General features: G+C 69.0%; 14 protein-coding genes. 6 read left to right on the top strand and 8 right to left on the bottom strand.

Annotated elements, in window-relative coordinates:
• Positions 1 to 22: 22 nt before the first annotated feature.
• Positions 23 to 2,428 carry an ATP-binding protein gene (locus JOD27_RS15195; protein WP_204762897.1) on the bottom strand — a complete coding sequence of 802 codons (2,406 nt, stop codon included), beginning with the start codon at positions 2,426 to 2,428 and terminating at the stop codon, positions 23 to 25.
• A gap of 204 nt (positions 2,429 to 2,632) precedes the next feature.
• Here JOD27_RS15195 and JOD27_RS15190 point away from each other — a divergent pair, with 204 nt between their 5' ends.
• On the top strand, positions 2,633 to 3,346 hold the full coding sequence (locus tag JOD27_RS15190; protein WP_204762896.1) for a response regulator: 714 nt from the start codon (positions 2,633 to 2,635) through the stop codon (positions 3,344 to 3,346).
• A gap of 140 nt (positions 3,347 to 3,486) precedes the next feature.
• Positions 3,487 to 4,347 (top strand): DNA-3-methyladenine glycosylase family protein, encoded by an 861-nt coding sequence (locus JOD27_RS15185; protein ID WP_239567158.1) that lies wholly within the window; start codon positions 3,487 to 3,489, stop codon positions 4,345 to 4,347.
• Here JOD27_RS15185 and JOD27_RS15180 read toward each other — a convergent pair.
• Positions 4,253 to 5,203 (bottom strand): serine/threonine-protein kinase, encoded by a 951-nt coding sequence (locus JOD27_RS15180; protein WP_204762894.1) that lies wholly within the window; start codon positions 5,201 to 5,203, stop codon positions 4,253 to 4,255. The genes JOD27_RS15185 and JOD27_RS15180 overlap by 95 nt on opposite strands.
• Before the next feature lie 16 nt (positions 5,204 to 5,219).
• Positions 5,220 to 6,602, bottom strand: a complete 1,383-nt coding sequence (locus JOD27_RS15175) for an HsdM family class I SAM-dependent methyltransferase (RefSeq protein WP_204762893.1) — start codon at positions 6,600 to 6,602, stop codon at positions 5,220 to 5,222.
• Positions 6,603 to 6,654: 52 nt separating this feature from the next.
• Here JOD27_RS15175 and JOD27_RS15170 point away from each other — a divergent pair, with 52 nt between their 5' ends.
• On the top strand, positions 6,655 to 7,353 hold the full coding sequence (locus JOD27_RS15170) for a PP2C family protein-serine/threonine phosphatase (protein WP_204762892.1): 699 nt from the start codon (positions 6,655 to 6,657) through the stop codon (positions 7,351 to 7,353).
• A gap of 317 nt (positions 7,354 to 7,670) precedes the next feature.
• On the opposite strand, the gene JOD27_RS15165 is transcribed toward JOD27_RS15170, so the two are convergent.
• Positions 7,671 to 8,492, bottom strand: coding sequence for an oxidoreductase (locus JOD27_RS15165; protein WP_204762891.1), 822 nt, complete (start codon positions 8,490 to 8,492; stop codon positions 7,671 to 7,673).
• A gap of 93 nt (positions 8,493 to 8,585) precedes the next feature.
• Between JOD27_RS15165 and JOD27_RS15160 the strand changes: the two genes are divergently transcribed.
• Positions 8,586 to 9,110, top strand: a complete 525-nt coding sequence (locus tag JOD27_RS15160) for a TetR/AcrR family transcriptional regulator (protein ID WP_204762890.1) — start codon at positions 8,586 to 8,588, stop codon at positions 9,108 to 9,110.
• Positions 9,111 to 9,123: 13 nt separating this feature from the next.
• Here the strand turns inward: JOD27_RS15160 and cobF are convergent, their stop codons facing one another.
• Positions 9,124 to 9,867 (bottom strand): precorrin-6A synthase (deacetylating), encoded by a 744-nt coding sequence (gene cobF, locus JOD27_RS15155; RefSeq protein ID WP_204762889.1) that lies wholly within the window; start codon positions 9,865 to 9,867, stop codon positions 9,124 to 9,126.
• Positions 9,868 to 9,917: 50 nt separating this feature from the next.
• Here cobF and JOD27_RS15150 point away from each other — a divergent pair, with 50 nt between their 5' ends.
• Positions 9,918 to 10,928 (top strand): hypothetical protein, encoded by a 1,011-nt coding sequence (locus JOD27_RS15150; protein WP_204762888.1) that lies wholly within the window; start codon positions 9,918 to 9,920, stop codon positions 10,926 to 10,928.
• Here the strand turns inward: JOD27_RS15150 and JOD27_RS15145 are convergent.
• Positions 10,900 to 11,535, bottom strand: a complete 636-nt coding sequence (locus JOD27_RS15145; protein ID WP_204762887.1) for a peptidylprolyl isomerase — start codon at positions 11,533 to 11,535, stop codon at positions 10,900 to 10,902. The two genes, JOD27_RS15150 and JOD27_RS15145, sit on opposite strands and share 29 nt — an antisense overlap.
• Positions 11,536 to 11,561: 26 nt before the next feature.
• Entirely contained in the window at positions 11,562 to 12,224 is a 663-nt protein-coding gene (locus JOD27_RS15140; protein ID WP_204762886.1) for a DUF2306 domain-containing protein, read from the bottom strand.
• 111 nt (positions 12,225 to 12,335) lie between these two features.
• Between JOD27_RS15140 and JOD27_RS15135 the strand changes: the two genes are divergently transcribed.
• Positions 12,336 to 13,937 (top strand): hypothetical protein, encoded by a 1,602-nt coding sequence (locus JOD27_RS15135; RefSeq protein WP_204762885.1) that lies wholly within the window; start codon positions 12,336 to 12,338, stop codon positions 13,935 to 13,937.
• Here the strand turns inward: JOD27_RS15135 and JOD27_RS15130 are convergent.
• Positions 13,919 to 15,700 (bottom strand): tetratricopeptide repeat protein, encoded by a 1,782-nt coding sequence (locus JOD27_RS15130; RefSeq protein WP_204762884.1) that lies wholly within the window; start codon positions 15,698 to 15,700, stop codon positions 13,919 to 13,921. The two genes, JOD27_RS15135 and JOD27_RS15130, sit on opposite strands and share 19 nt — an antisense overlap.
• Between the last annotated feature and the right edge of the window lie 45 nt (positions 15,701 to 15,745).

The following is a 15,745-nucleotide window of genomic DNA, read 5'->3' as shown; positions in this document are numbered from 1 at the left end:
CTGTGAGTAAACGTTTTCACGGTCAGCCGATGGCACGTTCGGCTCCCCAGGCCGCGATGTCCTCCCGGCTCTGCAGCCCAAGCTTGTCCCGCAGCCGCTGCAGCCGGGAGGCCACCGTCCGCACCGACACCCCCAGCCGGTTCGCGATCTGCTGGTTGGTGAGTCCGGTGGCCAGCAACGCGATCACCCGTCGCTCGCCGTCGTCCAACGAGTCGTCGGCAGCGGTGCGGTCGAGCCACACCTCGTCGTGGATGAAGGCCTCGGTTTCCGCGGCGGTCAACGGCGTGGCAGCAGCTTCCGCGCGTGCGGCGGACAACATCAGCCGTGCGGTGCGCATGGCCCCAGCGACCTTCCCTGCCCAGAACGGATCCGGCACGACTCCGACGGACCGTCGCAAAGCACGTCCGGTCGCCTCAAGCCTAAGCGCGCGCTCGGCCTGACCGCGCATCAACGCCACGACGGCCAACCCTTCGAGGGCGTCAGGTGCGGTCAATGGATTGATGCCGTCCATCTGCAACGCCTCCTGGAAGGCGTGTGTGGACTCGTCCAGGTCGCCTTGCACCAACGCCACGACACCGCGCGTGTTCAACGCTGAGGCGATGCGCGCGGGAACACCGGATGCGCGCGAGATGGGCAACGCCTTCATGACAGCCTTCTCGGCCCGTTCGTGCTTGCCGAGAGACAACGCCGTACGAGCCAAGTCCACCAAACAGGTCGCACGCGCGAGGGGTTCTCCCAACAACTCGGCCACGCGCAGGCATTCGGTGTTGTTCTCCGCAGAAGCCTCCCACTCGCCAGAAGACTGCTGCACGGCCGCCAGTGTGCTGCGGCAGCTCATCGCCAGCGCCGGATGCTCCAACGGCCGCACCAGTCGGGAGGCCTCGCCGGACAGCTCGACAGCCTCGGCGTGATCTCCTTGCTCTACCGCGAAACGGGCGGCGTGGTTCAGGGCAACGCACCGGTAATCGTCCCTGGTGGACGGTCGTCGCAACGCGTCCCGCAGCATCACGCGGGCCTGCCCGAGCAGCCCGCGCCGCGCCGTGCAGTCGGCCAGGGCGGAAGTCAGCAGCAGCAACCGTTCGTCCGCACGCTCCGCAGCCCACTCCACGGTCCCCAACAGACTGTCGACGTGGTTGTCGAGCTTGTCCTGCACGTCGAACGGCACCGACAGCGGCGCCGTGATCAGCACGTCCGACAGGTCGGTGAACCACCGCGCCAAAGCCTCATAGGCGACATCCAGCTCGCCCGCCGCGACCAGCTTCTCCCGAGCGTGCAAGCGAACCGACTCCAGCTGCCGGAACCGGGTCGTGCCGGGGATCGCCGTCAGCAGCGACTTGGCCTGCAACCGCGACAACACGTCCAGCACGGGCTCGGCGGACCGCTCAGACGAACAAACCTCAGCCGCCGCAACCAGGTCGAAGCCGCCGTCGAACACCGACAGTCGTCGCAACGCGAACTGTTCGTCCGAATCGAGCAGCTGGTAGCTCCAGTCGATCGCCTCGCGCAGTGATCGCTGCCGCGAGGGCGACTTCCGGCATCCCAGCGTCAGCAGTTCCAGCGGCTCGTCCATCCGGTCGCAGATGTCGGTGACGGGCAACAGCTGCACCCACCGCGCCGCCAGCTCGATCGCGAGCGGCATGCCCTCCAGTCGTGCGCACAGCAAGGCGACCGCGGCGGTGTTCGAGGGCGTCAGCCGGAAGTCGGGCTTGCGTTCGCGAGCCCGGTCCACGAACAGCTTCACGGCCTCGGACCGCGGCGCCGCCGTCGTGACGAGGTCGCGGTCGGTCGACGGCACCGGCAGCCCCTCGACCTGGAAGCTCACCTCACCCGTGATCCACAGCGCCTCACGCGACGTCGCCAGCACCCGGACGCCGGGGCAGCGGTTCAGCAACAGGTCGACGAGTTCGGCGCACGTGTCGAGAAGGTGTTCGCAGTTGTCGAGGACCACGACGACCTTCATGTTCACGAGCGTTTCCAGCACCGTGTCGCACAACGGCTCGTCCGCGTGCGCGACGACACCGAGCGCGTGTGCGACAGCCGGCATGACGTCCCGGGAAGCACGGACCTCGCCGAGTTCGACGAGCAGCACCCGGTCCGTCCTGCCGCGCCGCAACCGGCCGGCGGCCTCCAGCGCGAGCCGGGTCTTACCCGCACCCGCACTGCCCACGAGCGTAACGAGACGGTGCCTGCGCAACAGCTGGTCGATCTTCGTGAGCTCCTGCTGGCGGCCGATGAACGTGTCGCGCGCGGCGGGCAGGTTCGAGAGCACGCGCAGGTTCTGCCTGCTCACCGTGGCAGGCGCGGAAGCGGCGGCGCGGCGGCGGTAAGCCCTTTGGCGGCAGGCGTTGGAGCAGTAGGACCTGCGCTGGTCGGAGGTGGCGGGAGGCAGCGTGCCGGCGCACAGGGCGCAACGTCCGGTGCTGGTCATGATGTCCTCTCCTCCAGCCGTAACGGCGGGGTCTTGCCGTCTCGGGCCGACAACAGCGCAGGTCGCGGGTGGTGACCTGCCGGGTGCAACCCGTTACACGGCTGTGCGCGCGAGACGGTTCGCAACGTGCTCGTTATGCCTGCCTTCCCCAGATCCTCGTTCGGGAACAAACTGGTGACTGGTCCGGTCTGACAGGGAGTGCGCATGACGTTGACGACGAGCACCTCGTGGGCGAGCACAGGTCTGCAGCTGGTGGACAAGCCGCGCACGATCACCGTTGGCATCGCCGACGACGAGGTTCTGATCCGCACCGGCGTGCGAGGTGTGCTGGAACGGTCCGGCAACATCGCGGTGGTCGGCGAGGCCGGCGACGGCGGCGGTGCGGTCGAGCTCGCGCGGCGCCATCGGCCGCAGGTGCTGTTGATGGACGCCGCGATGCCCGGCATGGAGGGGCTCGGGGCGGTGCGCATGGTGCGCAGGCACGTTCCCGGCACGCAGGTGATCATGCTGTGCACGCCGCAGACCGAGGAGCTGTTGTTCCCGGCGTTGCGGGCGGGTGCGGCGGGTTTCCTGTTCAAGAACGGCGAACCCGACGCCCTCGTGAACGCCGTGCGCGTGGTCGCCGCGGGAGAGGCGATCCTGTCGCCGTCCGCGACGCGTGCTCTGGTCGACCACTTCACCGGTGCCGACTCGGAACGTCGTGACGCCGCGCGCAACCGCATCAGCCTGCTCACTCGGCGGGAGCAGGAAGTGCTGGTGTACCTGGCGCAGGGCATGGCTAACGCGCGCATCGCAAGGCTCATGTACCTCTCGGAGGGGGCGATCAAGGCCCACGTCAGCCGACTGCTGACGAAGCTGCGGTGCGACAACCGCGTCCAAGCCGCTCTCATCGCACGCGACGCCGCCCTTCCCTGCTGAAAACCCGACTTCACAACGGCGCAGGAGCCAGACTAGCCAGGACAGATCGCGTCGCGAAGCAGGTCACCCGGTTGGCCCCGTCCAGAGTGATGTCCTTTTTCCGCCAGCGTCTCGGTTGGATCGGCGTCATGCTTGCGTTCATGCGCTTGGACAGGTTCACGGAACGCTTGCCCTTCAAGGCACCTCTTTGCCCTGACAACCTGTTCGGTCACCTGATCGCCACCGCCGTTCCCGGCGTCGAGGAGTGGAGGGACGGCATCTACCGGCGCACTCTGCGACTGCCTTTCGGTTGCGGGATCGCGGCTTTGCGGCCCTTGACCGATCACGTCGAGTGCACTGTGGAGCTGTCCGACGCGCGTGATCTGGCTACTGCTCTAGACCTCTGCCGCTTCCTGCTCGACCTCGACGTCGATCCGGTCGAGGTCGACACCGCGTTGTCTTCCGACCCGTTGTTGGAACAACTGGTGCTGAGCGCACCTGGCCGTCGTGTCCCGCGGACGGTCGACGGCGCGGAGTTCGCCATCAGAGCCGTTCTGGGGCAGCAGGTCTCGACGAAGGCCGCGCGCACGCACGCCGCCCGTCTCGTGTCGCGTTACGGCACACCGGTCGGCGACCTGTTCCTGTTCCCGCTGGAGTTCGATCCCGCGGAGCTCGCGATGCCCGAGTCGCGGCGCCGCACGATGGCCGCGTTGCTGGAGGCGCTGCGGTCCGGTTTGGACCTTTCGCCGGGTGCGGACAGGGCTGTCGCACGCGAATGGCTCGCCACCCTGCCCGGCTTCGGTCCGTGGACTGTCGAATCGATTGCGATGAGGTCGTTGGGCGATCCGGACGCGTTCCTGCCGACCGATCTCGGCATCCGGTTGGCGGCCAGGGCTTTGGGCCTGCCGTCGACGCCGGCGGCTCTGGTCAGGCGTTCGGAGGCGTGGCGACCGTGGCGTGCGTACGCGGTGCAGCACCTGTGGGCGACCGGTGATCACGAGGTGAACCGGATCCCGGCCTGAGCTGCACGCTCGCGTACAACGCCGCCGCGGAGCAGCCCTGCACGAATCCGGGCAGCGGTGGTGGATTCTGTGCGAATCCTTGCAGGTCAACGAAAACGTCTCGCGCGGTCGCCGGCCGGTCGGCGGGTTCCTTGGCGAGCAACCGCTGCACGACCGGGTCGAGTGCGCTGCGCAGCCGGCGCGGCGCTTCCTTGACGTGCTTGTCGAACACCGCGTACGCCGTCGGCCCGGTGAAGAGCTGTTCGCCGGTCAGCATCTCGTGCAGCACGCAGCCCAACGCGTACAGGTCGCTGCGCGGTTCGGCGGTACCGCGCTGGATCTGTTCGGGCGCCATGTAGGACGGCGTGCCGAGAATCTGGCCGGCCCGGCTGAACGGCGCGATGTCGCTCTCCCGCAGCAGCGCGAGCCCGAAGTCCAGCACCTTCACCGCGCCGTCGGAGCACAGCATCAGGTTGGTGGGCTTGAGGTCCCGGTGGCAGATGCCGTGTTCGTGGGCCTCGGTGAGGACGGCGGCGGTCTGCGCGGCGATGGTCGCGGCCCACGCCTCCGGCAGCGGGCCGAACTCCTGCACGAGGTCCGCGATCGTGACGCCGTCGACGAACTGCATGACCTGGAACAGGCGCTGGTCGTAGGTGCCGAAGTCGTACAGGACGGGCACTCCGGGGTGCTCCAGCTTCGCGACGATCCTGGCTTCGCGCGCGAACCGTTGCCGCACCTCGTCATCGCTGCCGGGCAGCCGCAGGAGCTTGACCGCGACACGACGATCCAGGCGCAGGTCCCGTCCCTCGTGCACGGCACCCATGCCACCCCGCCCCAGCGGCAGGTCGTCGATCTCGTAGCGGTCGGCGATCAGCACGTGCGAAGCCTAGCTCTCACACCGGACCGATCTGCCCGCCCAGCAACCCCACGTACCCGAGCCGGACCAGCCCGGCGGCCTCCCGCAGCCCGTCTTCGAGTGCTTTGAGCTGCGCGAACGCCCGTCCGTACCGCTGTTGCTCGCCGAGCGGCAGCGACGGCACCTGCGTCCTGCGCACGTCGAGGCGCGTCGAGCCGGTAGGGGTGCGGGCGAACGCGGCGCGCAGCACGCCTTCGAGGAAGTCCGGATCGATCCGGTCCGGGTCGATCTCGTACGTCGCGCCTGTGGGTGAGGTGACGACGTGCCTGCCGGGTGCGCTGCGGACGAGCTCGCCGATCGTCGTCATCGGCGGGGCCGCCTGCTCTCGCAGCTCGGGAAGGCTGGGCACGGCGAAACTCGACTGGGCGGCGAGATACGCGCTCGCGTCGGTGCGGCTGCGGCGGGCTGGGCTGAGGTCGACGTCGTCGTCCAGCAGGTCGATCACCCGCGTGTTCGGCTCGATCGGGCCGGGTTCTTCGAGCAACGCGATGTGCTCCGGCGCCTTGCCCACGGGTTGCCTGAGCAGCCAGAGATCGCGGCCAGGCTGCACGGTGATCACCGCGTGGATCGCCCCGGCCCGCAACAGGTTCCCGCGGATCCGCTTGCCGGGCCGCCTGGTCGCGGCGGCCGACGGCAGCAGCACCGCGACCTGGCCGCCGGGCTTGGCGAGCGACAGACAGTGTTGCAACCAGGCCAGTTCCGGCTCCCCACGTGGTGGCAGGCCGTAGGTCCAGCGGGCGTCCCCGACGAGCTCCTCGTGGCCCCACGCCCGGTCGTGCCACGGCGGATCACAGATCACCGCGTCGGCCTTCTGGTGGATTCCGTTGTGCCGCAGGGAGTCGCCGGTGATGATCTGCGCCTTCGGCATCCGGCGTCGCGCGATGGCCGCGGAGACCGGGTCGAGCTCCTGCCCGATCTTGTGGCGTGCTCCGGACGCCTTGAGCAGGTTTCCCGTGCCGCACGCGGGATCGAACACCGTGTCTCCGCCGATCAGGCTCGTGACGAGCTCGACGACCTCGGGCGGCGTGGGGTTCAGCAGCCGCGAGTGGGCTTCCAGGTAGCGCTCGTGGAGGAACTCGAACGTCTCGGCGTCGGCGTCGACGGTGCTGAGCGCCTCGCCGAGCTTGAGGTCGTCGACGGTCCGCAGCCGGGTCCAGAGGCGTTCGGCCGGCGACACCCGGAACGGCTTGCCGTTGCGCCGCAGCCACGCCTCGACGTCGCGCAACAGGTACAACGGACTGGAGGCCGTTCCGCCGACCGGCGCGGGGAAGTCCTCGAACCGCCGCCGCCAGTTCGACACGGCTGCTCGCCCCACGTCGGCGAGGCGCGCGATGTCCCCGGCGTTGACCGTCTCATCCATGTTCACAACCGTATTGCTTGTGAACTGACTTCACAACTGGTCTACTGGTCGTATGACACACGAGCTGCGCATCGCCGTGGCGACCGATACCGGCCTCGTGCGCGAGCACAACGAGGACTCGGTCTACGTTCGCCCGGACCTGCAGGCCGTGGCCGACGGCATGGGTGGCCACGAGCAAGGGGAGCTGGCGAGTGCCATCGCGGTGAACGTCCTCGCGACGTGGCGGGGCGACCTGGGGCCCGCGGTGGCCGAGATCGCGCGCAGGCTCGACGCCGAGACCCCGCAGGGCACCGGCACCACGCTGACCGCGATGCGCTGGGAGGGCCTCGCGTTCCAGCTGGCGCACATCGGCGACTCGCGCGCGTACCTGCTGCGCGAGGGCGAGCTGCGGCAGATCACCCATGACCACACCATGGTGCAGGCGCTCGTCGATGCCGGCCGGATGACGCCGGAAGAGGCTCTCGTCCACCCGCGCCGCGCGTACGTGCTGCGGGCGTTGCAGTCCGGCAACTCGCACGACCCGGACCTGTCGTGGCACCAGGCTTCAATCGGTGACCGCTACCTGCTCTGCAGTGACGGCCTGACGGACTACGCGGATCTCGACGATATCCACGAGGTGCTGGAGTCCACAGAGGACGGCACCGAGGCGGTGTGGCGGCTGATCGCGCTCGCCAACGCCAACGGCGCCCCGGACAACATCACCTGCGTGATCACCGACGTGGTCCGCAAGAAGTGGTGGCAGCGGTCGTGAGTAAGTAATGCCGCCCTGTGGGGATGTCGGGGGCGACGCCCGGAATCGGGAACGCGAACATCGCTGCCTGTGTCGCTCGAGCAAGTCAAGGCTAGCCGTGCGCGCTCCGGAAAATACGGCGAGAGGTCCAAAAAGAGTCCGCTTCTCAAAGTGGGCACCGTCGTGTTGGCGGCAGTGGGGGCGGTCAGCAGGCGCTTGCTTTCGCCGCTGACTACCGCCAACTCGTGATCACATCACCGACTGAGCAGCACTGCGTCCGGAGACAGCCGATCGTCCAACAAGATTCCCTTCGGAGGCTCTGAACCGAAGGTACTTGTTCAGACCTTGGCGGCGCGGCGCATCACCCCGAGGAACAGCGCGTCGAACGCCCTGTCGGACAACACCCTGCGCGCGAACAGGATCGGCGCCGCCCCGAACCCGGCCGCGTACCTCGTCCGCGGCCTGCGCGCCTGCGCCGCCTTGACGATGACGTCGGCGATGACCTTGGGCTCCGACCCGCGTTCGGCCTGGCCGAAGAACGCCGCCAGCTGCCGGACCTGCTCCTTGTACGCGCCGCCGCCGGACGTCTTGCGCATGTTGTCGAGCGCGATGCCGGTCCACTCGGTCTTGATCGCACCGGGCTGGATCACCACGACGTCGATGCCGAACGGCTTCAGCTCCAGCCGCAACGAGTCGCTCAGCCCCTGCACCGCGAACTTGGTCGAGTGGTACCAGCCGCCGAGCGGTTCGTAGATCCTGCCGCCGATCGACGAGACGTTCACGATCCTGCCGCTCTTCTGGTTCCTCATGTGCGGCACCACGAGCTGCACCAGCCGGGCCAGCCCGAACACGTTGACCTCGAACTGGTACTTGCCCTCCGACAGCGGCACGTCCTCGAACGCGCCGTACGAGCCGTAGCCGGCGTTGTTGACGAGCAGGTCGATCCGGCCCGCGTCGGAGATGATCTGCTTGACGCCCGCGACCATCGAGTCGTCGTCGGTGACGTCCATCTCGATCACCCGGATGCCCTGGGCGGCCAGCCCCTCCATCCGCTGCACCCGGCGCGCCGCCGCGTACACCACGTATCCGGCCTTGTGCAGCTCAACCGCCGTCGACTCGCCGATCCCCGACGAAGCGCCCGTGACCAGTGCGACCTTCATGAGCCCTGCTCCTAACTAACCAGTTGGTTGCCTGACTCCAGGCAACCACGACACCGCTCGCGTGTCAACCAACTAGTTGGTTACACTGGTCTGGTGGTGAGGGACAGGGAAGCGACCAAGGCGAAGCTGCTGGATGCGGCGCTCGCCGAGTTCGCCAAGCACGGCATCGCCGGGGCGCGGGTCGACCGCATCGCCGCCAAGGCCGGTTGCAACAAGGCGATGATCTACGCCTATTTCGGCAGCAAGGAGGATCTCTTCGACGAGGTCCTGAAGGTCCAGATCGTGCGGCTGATCGAGGGCGTCCCCATCACTCCGGACGACCTGCCGGGCTACGCGGGCCGGCTCTTCGACGCCTACCAGCGGCAGCCCGAGCTGCTCAGCCTCCTGGGCTACCACCGGCTGGAGAACGGCTTCGAGGCGATCAACAAGGCCGAGGCCGACGCACACGTCGAGAAGGTCGCCGCGATCGCGGAGGCTCAGCGTGAGGGCCGCCTGCCGGCCGACTTCGACGCGGAGGAACTGCTCAGCCTCGTGGTGCACCTGTCGATCCTGGCGTTCTCGACGGCGGTCGCGAACCGTGACCTCGTCGTTCGCTCGGTCGCGAAGCTCCTCACCTGACAGACGGCCGCATTCAGGTCCTGCGCAGCAGGTAGGTGTCCATGATCCACCCCTTGCGCGCACGGGCCTCGTCGCGCAGCTCACGGATGCGCGGCGCCACGTCCCCGACCCGCCCGGACACCAGGATCTCGTCCGGCATCCCGAGGTACGCGCCCCAGTAGATCCACGTGTCGGGGTCGACGCCCTCGAACGAGTACGACGCGTCCAGCATCACGGCCACGTCGTCCACATCGGCCGGCCAGCCGGCGGCCAGCCGCCGTCCGGTGGTGATCTGCACGGGCTTGCCGACCTGGTTCAGCGACACCCGGTGCCCTGCGGTCAGCGCCGCCACGGACGTCACGCCGGGGATCACCTCGACCTCGAACGACTCCCCGCGTGCCGCGAGGTCGTCCAGGATCGCGAGCGTCGAGTCGTACAGCGACGGGTCGCCCCACACCAGGAACGCGCCGACCTCGTCCTCGCCCAGCTCCGCCAGCAGCTCCAGGCACACGTCCGCGCGGGCCCGGCGCCAGGCTTCGATCGTGGCCTGGTAGTCGGCGGGGTTCCGATCGCGGTCAGGGTCGCGGCCCTCGACCCAGCGGTACGGCCGCCTCACGTGCTCGGCGAGGATCGAGGCACGCAGGTCGACGAGCTCCTGCTTCACGGATCCCTTGTCCAGCACGAAGAACACGTCGACCGTCTGCAACGCCTTGACGGCCTGCACCGTCAGGTGGTCGGGGTTGCCCGCGCCGATACCGATGACCAGGATCTTTCGCACCGGCACACAGTAACCGCGATCGCCGGCCGGAACGGACAGGGGAGAACTCGGTGGAGTTGTCGGAGTTACCGCAGCGTGCTCAGCAGGTCTTCTTCCGGTTGTGCTGCCTGGAGGAGCAGGACCGGTTCACCTACTTCCTGCGGGAGGCCGACGACGGCCTGGCGGTGCTGGCCGAGCACGGCCTGATCGAGTTCGAGGGGCAGCGAGTGCGCCTCGATCCCGGAGCGGAGGCGGCGGGACGGACGATGGCGGGACCCGAGTTCGCGAGGTCGGTCGACGAGGAGCTCGCCGCCAACTGGGTCGCGTCGATGATGGTGGAAACCGGCCCCCACAAGGCGGATGCGCTCGACCGCGCCACGCCCTACCTGCGCCGCCTCGGCCGCTGGGACGAGCTCGCGAGCCACGAGGACCAGCTGGGGCGTCACGACCGTGCCATCGCGATGAAGGCCGAAGCGCTGCGACAGGCCTACGAGGCCGGCGAACCGCACGCGATCAGCAAGGGACACCACGACTTCGCGGTGCTGCTCGGCCGCGTGGACAACGCGTCCCAGCGCGTGCTGGCCCACTACTTCGCGTCGGCCGTCATCGCCGCCAGGTCCGGCGCTCCCACCCTGGGCGACGAGATCGAGATGCTCGCCATGTTCACGTTCGCCTTCGGCCTGCCGGAACGCATCTCGCTGGACGACATCTGCGCCCTGGCCGAGCAGACGGAGGGCGTCCGGCTCGGTGAGCTGCTCGGGCGTCTGCCGATGAGCGCGCCCGACGAACTGCAGCAGCTGGCCGACCGCACGATGGCGCGGGCTCAGGAGACCATGCGGGACTGGACGCCTCTCATGACCGCCGTGGTGCTGCGGGCGGAAGGCGACACCACGTGGGCGGAACAGCTGGAGAACGAGCTCGCCGACCTGGAGCGAGACCCCGGCGCGGTGCCGATGACACGGGCGCTGCGGCGCGTCCTGGCCGGCGAGCGAGGGCCCGAACTGGTGGCGGGACTGGGAATGCTGCCGTCCGGGATGGTGCTGAAGATCCTGGCTAGCCTGCGAGAACGTGCAGGATCCTGACCGGCTTCCTCGGCGCGCCGTCGAGCGTCCCGTCCGGCTGCGGCACGATCCCGGCCTCGACGATCCGGTCCAGCGTGTCCATGCCGTGGACGACATGTCCCATCACGGTGTACACGGGCCGGATGTTGGCGAACGAGTGGACGATGAAGAACTCGCTGCCGTTCGTGCCGGGGCCCTGGTTGCCGTACGCGATGGTGCCGCGCGGGTACGTCTCCTTGCCCGTCACCTCGTCGGCGAACCGGTAGCCGGGCCCGCCCTCCTCCGCGCGGTAGATGTCGCCGCACTGCAGCACGCCGAGCCGCGCGGTGTCGGTCAGCCGCCAGCACTGGGTCATCGTGTAGAACCAGCTGCGGGCCAGGTGTGCGAAGTTCTCCACGCCGCACGGAGCGTTGGCGCGGTCGAGCTTCGCGACCACCACGCCGTAGTTGGTCACGATGGTGACCTTGACGATGCCCTTCGCGGGAACGGTCGCGGGCGGCGGCTGGACCGGGCGGGCCGCCGGGTTCTCCGGGGTGGGGATGAACTCGCACTTCGCGGTCGGCGGTGCGGCGTGCGCGGTGGCGGGCGCCAGCACGACCATCATCAACACAGCGAGCAGTAGCCTCATGACTGCCGACCGTAGCCGTCCGGACGTCACGCGGGAACGGTTTCACGCTGCTCGACCACCGGGCGACGCCGCGCGGGCTTGCGCTCCAGCCACCACTGCGCGATCAGCAGCGGCACCACCCATCCCGTCCACGTGGCGATCCCCGCGAGCGTGTTCGGGAGCTCGGCTTCCGGCACGCGGTCGGCCAGCAACAGGAACCCGACCACGCCCCAGATCCGGTTCGAGATGATCGAGACGGTCAGCGCGAAACTGCGGATCATCCACTTGCGGTGGTCGCGGAACTGCCGCGTCCTGGCCGCCCGCCACGCCAGCCACGTGAAGACCAGCCACAGCACGGCGAGCATCACGTCGCTGACCATCGCCACCGCACCGAACGGCGTCATCGCGCCGATGACCAAGCCGGACAGTCCAGCCGGGAGCACACCCGCCCACACGTAGACCCGGCCGACGCGGCGGTGCCACGCGGGAAAACGGCCGCGGAACCAAGGCCAGATCTGCACGACGCACGTGAGGATGGCGATCGACGCGCAGAAGACGTGCACCAGCAGGAAGGGATAGTGCGGTCCCCAGTCCGACTGCACACGCGCCGCTGCACGGTCACCGGTCAGATAGGGCGGCAGCGAGAACGCCACGAACGCCACCACCACGAAGGCCAACGGTCCTACCCAAGGCTTGCGCAACCACGTCATGGCGCCACGATCGCGTTCGGCGCTGACCGCTCGCGCACCGCTCGCTGACGTCCATGATTTGTCCACTGATTGGTCGTTTCGCGCGCGTCCGATCGGCTCCAAACTGACGTGATGACACCCGAGTCGTCGGTCGCCGCCGCCCTCGACACGATGCCGGAGCAGCGTCAGGCCATTGCGGACGGCGTGGCCACCACCGAGACGTACGAGGCCGTTGCGGGGCGGGTCGCGGTCTTCGAGGCGTTGGGCAAGGGCTGCACCGACCTCGCCGAGATCGACGCCGAGGACTTCGGGTTGATGCAGCAGCACGTGTTCACGTGCGCGCTCTGCAAGCCCGCGGATCCCAAACGGCTCAGGGAACGCGTCGAGTACATCGCGCCGGGCCTGGTGGCGGTGCCGGAGGACGAGGAACGCCGGTGGCTCGCGTGGCTGAACAGCCCGGTGCGCACGGTGTCCGACGTGGTCACGAGGCCGGTCAGGGCGTTGACCGACCTCATCACCAAGAACAGTCCGGTGCTGACCGACCCGCAGGTCTGGAAGGTCGCCGCCGCCGTCGTGGGATTCGTGGTGTTCCTCGTGGCGATGCCGAGCTCGGAACGGGTGGAGCCGCCGACGCGCAACGAAGCCCAGTCAGTCACCGATCCGACCGAGACCCCGCCGGGGAACACGCCACCGCCACTCGCGGGCCCATCGGTTTCGGTTGCACCGCCTACCACCGGCACGAATGCCACGGGCACGAACGCGAGCGGTACCAACGCGACCGGTGTCAACGCGACCGGCGGGCCGAACGAGCCGGTCACCGGAGGAACGTCCACAGGGGACGGAAAGATCGGCGCTTGGGCCTACGCGACCACGTCCTTCGGCCAGTACGACCAGCCGGTGGGGCAGGAGGTCGAGATGGACCGGCGGTGGCAGTGGGGAACCTGGCGCCGCAACGGCGTCGAGCGCTACGTCACGCTGGTCCGGCAGGGCGAAGGTGCCTACCTCGTGCGGGTGCCGGAGGTCAACGGTGGCACCGTGCACGCGGAGCTCAGCATCGGCTGGGGCTACTACCAGCCGTTCTCCTGCCAGACCGAGGGAACCCGCGCCGACGGCCGCGACCTGCTCGTCGACGTCGCGTGCTTCAACCCGAACGGAACGCGGAAGAACCTGCCGTTCACCGTGGTCTTCGTGAGCGACGGCCCGGCCGTCCGGTACCGCGGTGGCGCGAACGGCGTCGTCAGGACCGGGCCGGGTCAGTACGAGGTGACCACGTTGGGCGGCAACGGGTTCGCGATGGTCTCACCGGTCGGGCAGTACCCGGCGCGCTGCCGGTCGACGGTCGAGGCCGCCCGGATCAAGGTCGCGTGCGACACCGACAGCGACTGGAACCTCACCTACACGTCCAACGCGATCCACCACGACCTGTCCGCTCCTGCCGCTCAGCTCGAGACGGGCAGCAACAGGTCGTGGAGCAGCAACGGTGAAACGCCGACGGTGACCAGGACCGCGGTGGGGCGGTACGACGTCCAGTACAAGAGCATCGGCAATCCGAAGGTCTGGCCGGGCGAGGCCGTGCTGGTCAGCGCGAGCGGGCCGGAGCCGCGGTACTGCCGGATCTGGGCGTGGAACGGTTATTCCTACCCGCCCGGGGTGCTGGTGCAGGTCTATTGCTACGACCAGGCGGGCGCGGCGGCCGACTCGACGTTCGCGCTCGCCTACCTCCGAAGTCCGTGATCGTCCGCGGCGATGTCCTCGGCCTGCCTCATCCGCCGCAACGCCTGCTCGATGAAACCCGCGGCGTACAGCAACCTTGCGGCATCGCCGAGAACCTCTCCGTCTCGCAGGCGGAACGCGTGCTCGGCCGCCCGTTCGTAGCTGTCACCAGCCTTCTCCAGGTCCCCGAGCTCCTCGTAGGTCAGACCCAGGTTCAGCAGCACTGAACCGTCCACAACGGACTCCAGCGCCGCGGTGTAACAGGTGACGGCCTCCGCGTGGCGCCCGGCGCGGTGGTGGAGGTTTCCCATGCCGTTCCACGCCCGGCTGAGCCTCTCCGAGTCACCGATCCGGGCGCTGACGTCGCGAGCGCGTTCGTAGTAGGAGATGTCACCGGTGCTGCGGCCCAGGCTCAAGCAGGCCCGCGCTTCCCCGTGCGCGTCACCTTCCTCGACCCGGATCTTCAGCACCTCCCGGTAGAGCCGCACGGCGTCCTCCGTGAGCCCACTGGCCAGGTAGACGTTGGCCAACCCCACCAGCGCCCGTGTCTCCCGGCGGATCGCGAGCGCCTGCGCGTGACAATCCTCGGCGTCGTCGAGGCGTCCGCGGTCGAACAGCGCGTGTCCGAGGTGGGCCAGCGCCAAGGCTTCCGCCGACCGGTCGCCCAGTGACCGCGCCGCCGCCACGGCCGCCGCCTGTGCCTCCACCGACATCGCGTCGACGAGCTGCTCGGCCAGTGCGAGACAACGCCGGTCGTCGGCGAGGGCCACGGCCGCGACAGCGTTCTCGGTCTCCTGCGCCGCGACCGCCACGTAGTGGTCGAGCAGGCGATCGAGGGCCTCGGGCTCGCGGGGTTCCAACGTCTTCGCGTAGTCGCGGAGCAGCTTGTGCATCGTGATCCGGTCGTCGGACCCGTTCTCCAGCAGGTGCAGTGAGAGCAGCTTGTTGCGGGCCTGACGTACGTCACCGCCGGCCAGCGCGTTCAGCGCGGAGATCGAGAACTCCCGCTCGAACCCGTCTCCGAGCAACCGGAACACGCGGGCTTCCGCGGGGGAGAGCTGCTGGTACGCCCACTTGAACGAGCTGTAGACCTTGTCGCGCTCGGAGGGGATCTCGTCGACCAGCGTGGCCAGTGCGGCGGTGGTGCGGAGGTGGGCGAGCTTGGCGGCGATGATCAGCGCCAGCGGCAGCTGCCCGCAGGCCAGGACGAACCGGCGGGCCACCGCCGGGTCCTCGTCGTCGATCCGCGGGCCGAGGTACGCTCGCAGCAACGTCAGCGAGTCCTCGACGCTCATGGGGCCGAGGTCCACGCCGCCCAGGCGTTCGCGGCTCGTCGCGATCACCGCCGAGTTCTCGTGGTGGAACGGGCCGAGGTCGTGGTCCTCTCGCACGTTGTCGAGCACGAACAGGACCTGCCGGGTGTCGAGCAGCTCCATCAGCTGGTCCACCGGCTCCGGTTCGATCACCCGGCCGGGCTCGGTGAGGGCTCGGACGAACCGGACCAGCACCTCGTCCATCGTGTGCTTGGCGAGATCGGCGCGGAGCTGGCCGCCGGGGAACCGGTCCGCGACCTCGTGCGCGAGCCGGACGGCCAGCGTGGTCTTGCCTGCCCCCGGTGGGCCGCAGAGCAACGCGACACCGCTCTCCTCCAGACCGGCGCGCAGCGCGGCCAGCTCCCGCTCGCGCCCGTGCACCACCGGGTTGGGGCCCAGCTGCCGTGGCGTGCGGCCGCGCGGTTGCGGCAGGGCGAGGTTGTTGTACGCGTCCACCGGGTACTTCGGCACGCGTTCGAACGTAGCGTGTCCTGCTGTTCTGACACCTCGCTGACA

It is taken from the genome of Lentzea nigeriaca, from assembly GCF_016907955.1.
Taxonomy (GTDB): domain Bacteria; phylum Actinomycetota; class Actinomycetes; order Mycobacteriales; family Pseudonocardiaceae; genus Lentzea; species Lentzea nigeriaca.
Note: the sequence above shows the minus strand (reverse complement) of the source record. Positions and strands in the feature narration are given on the sequence as shown.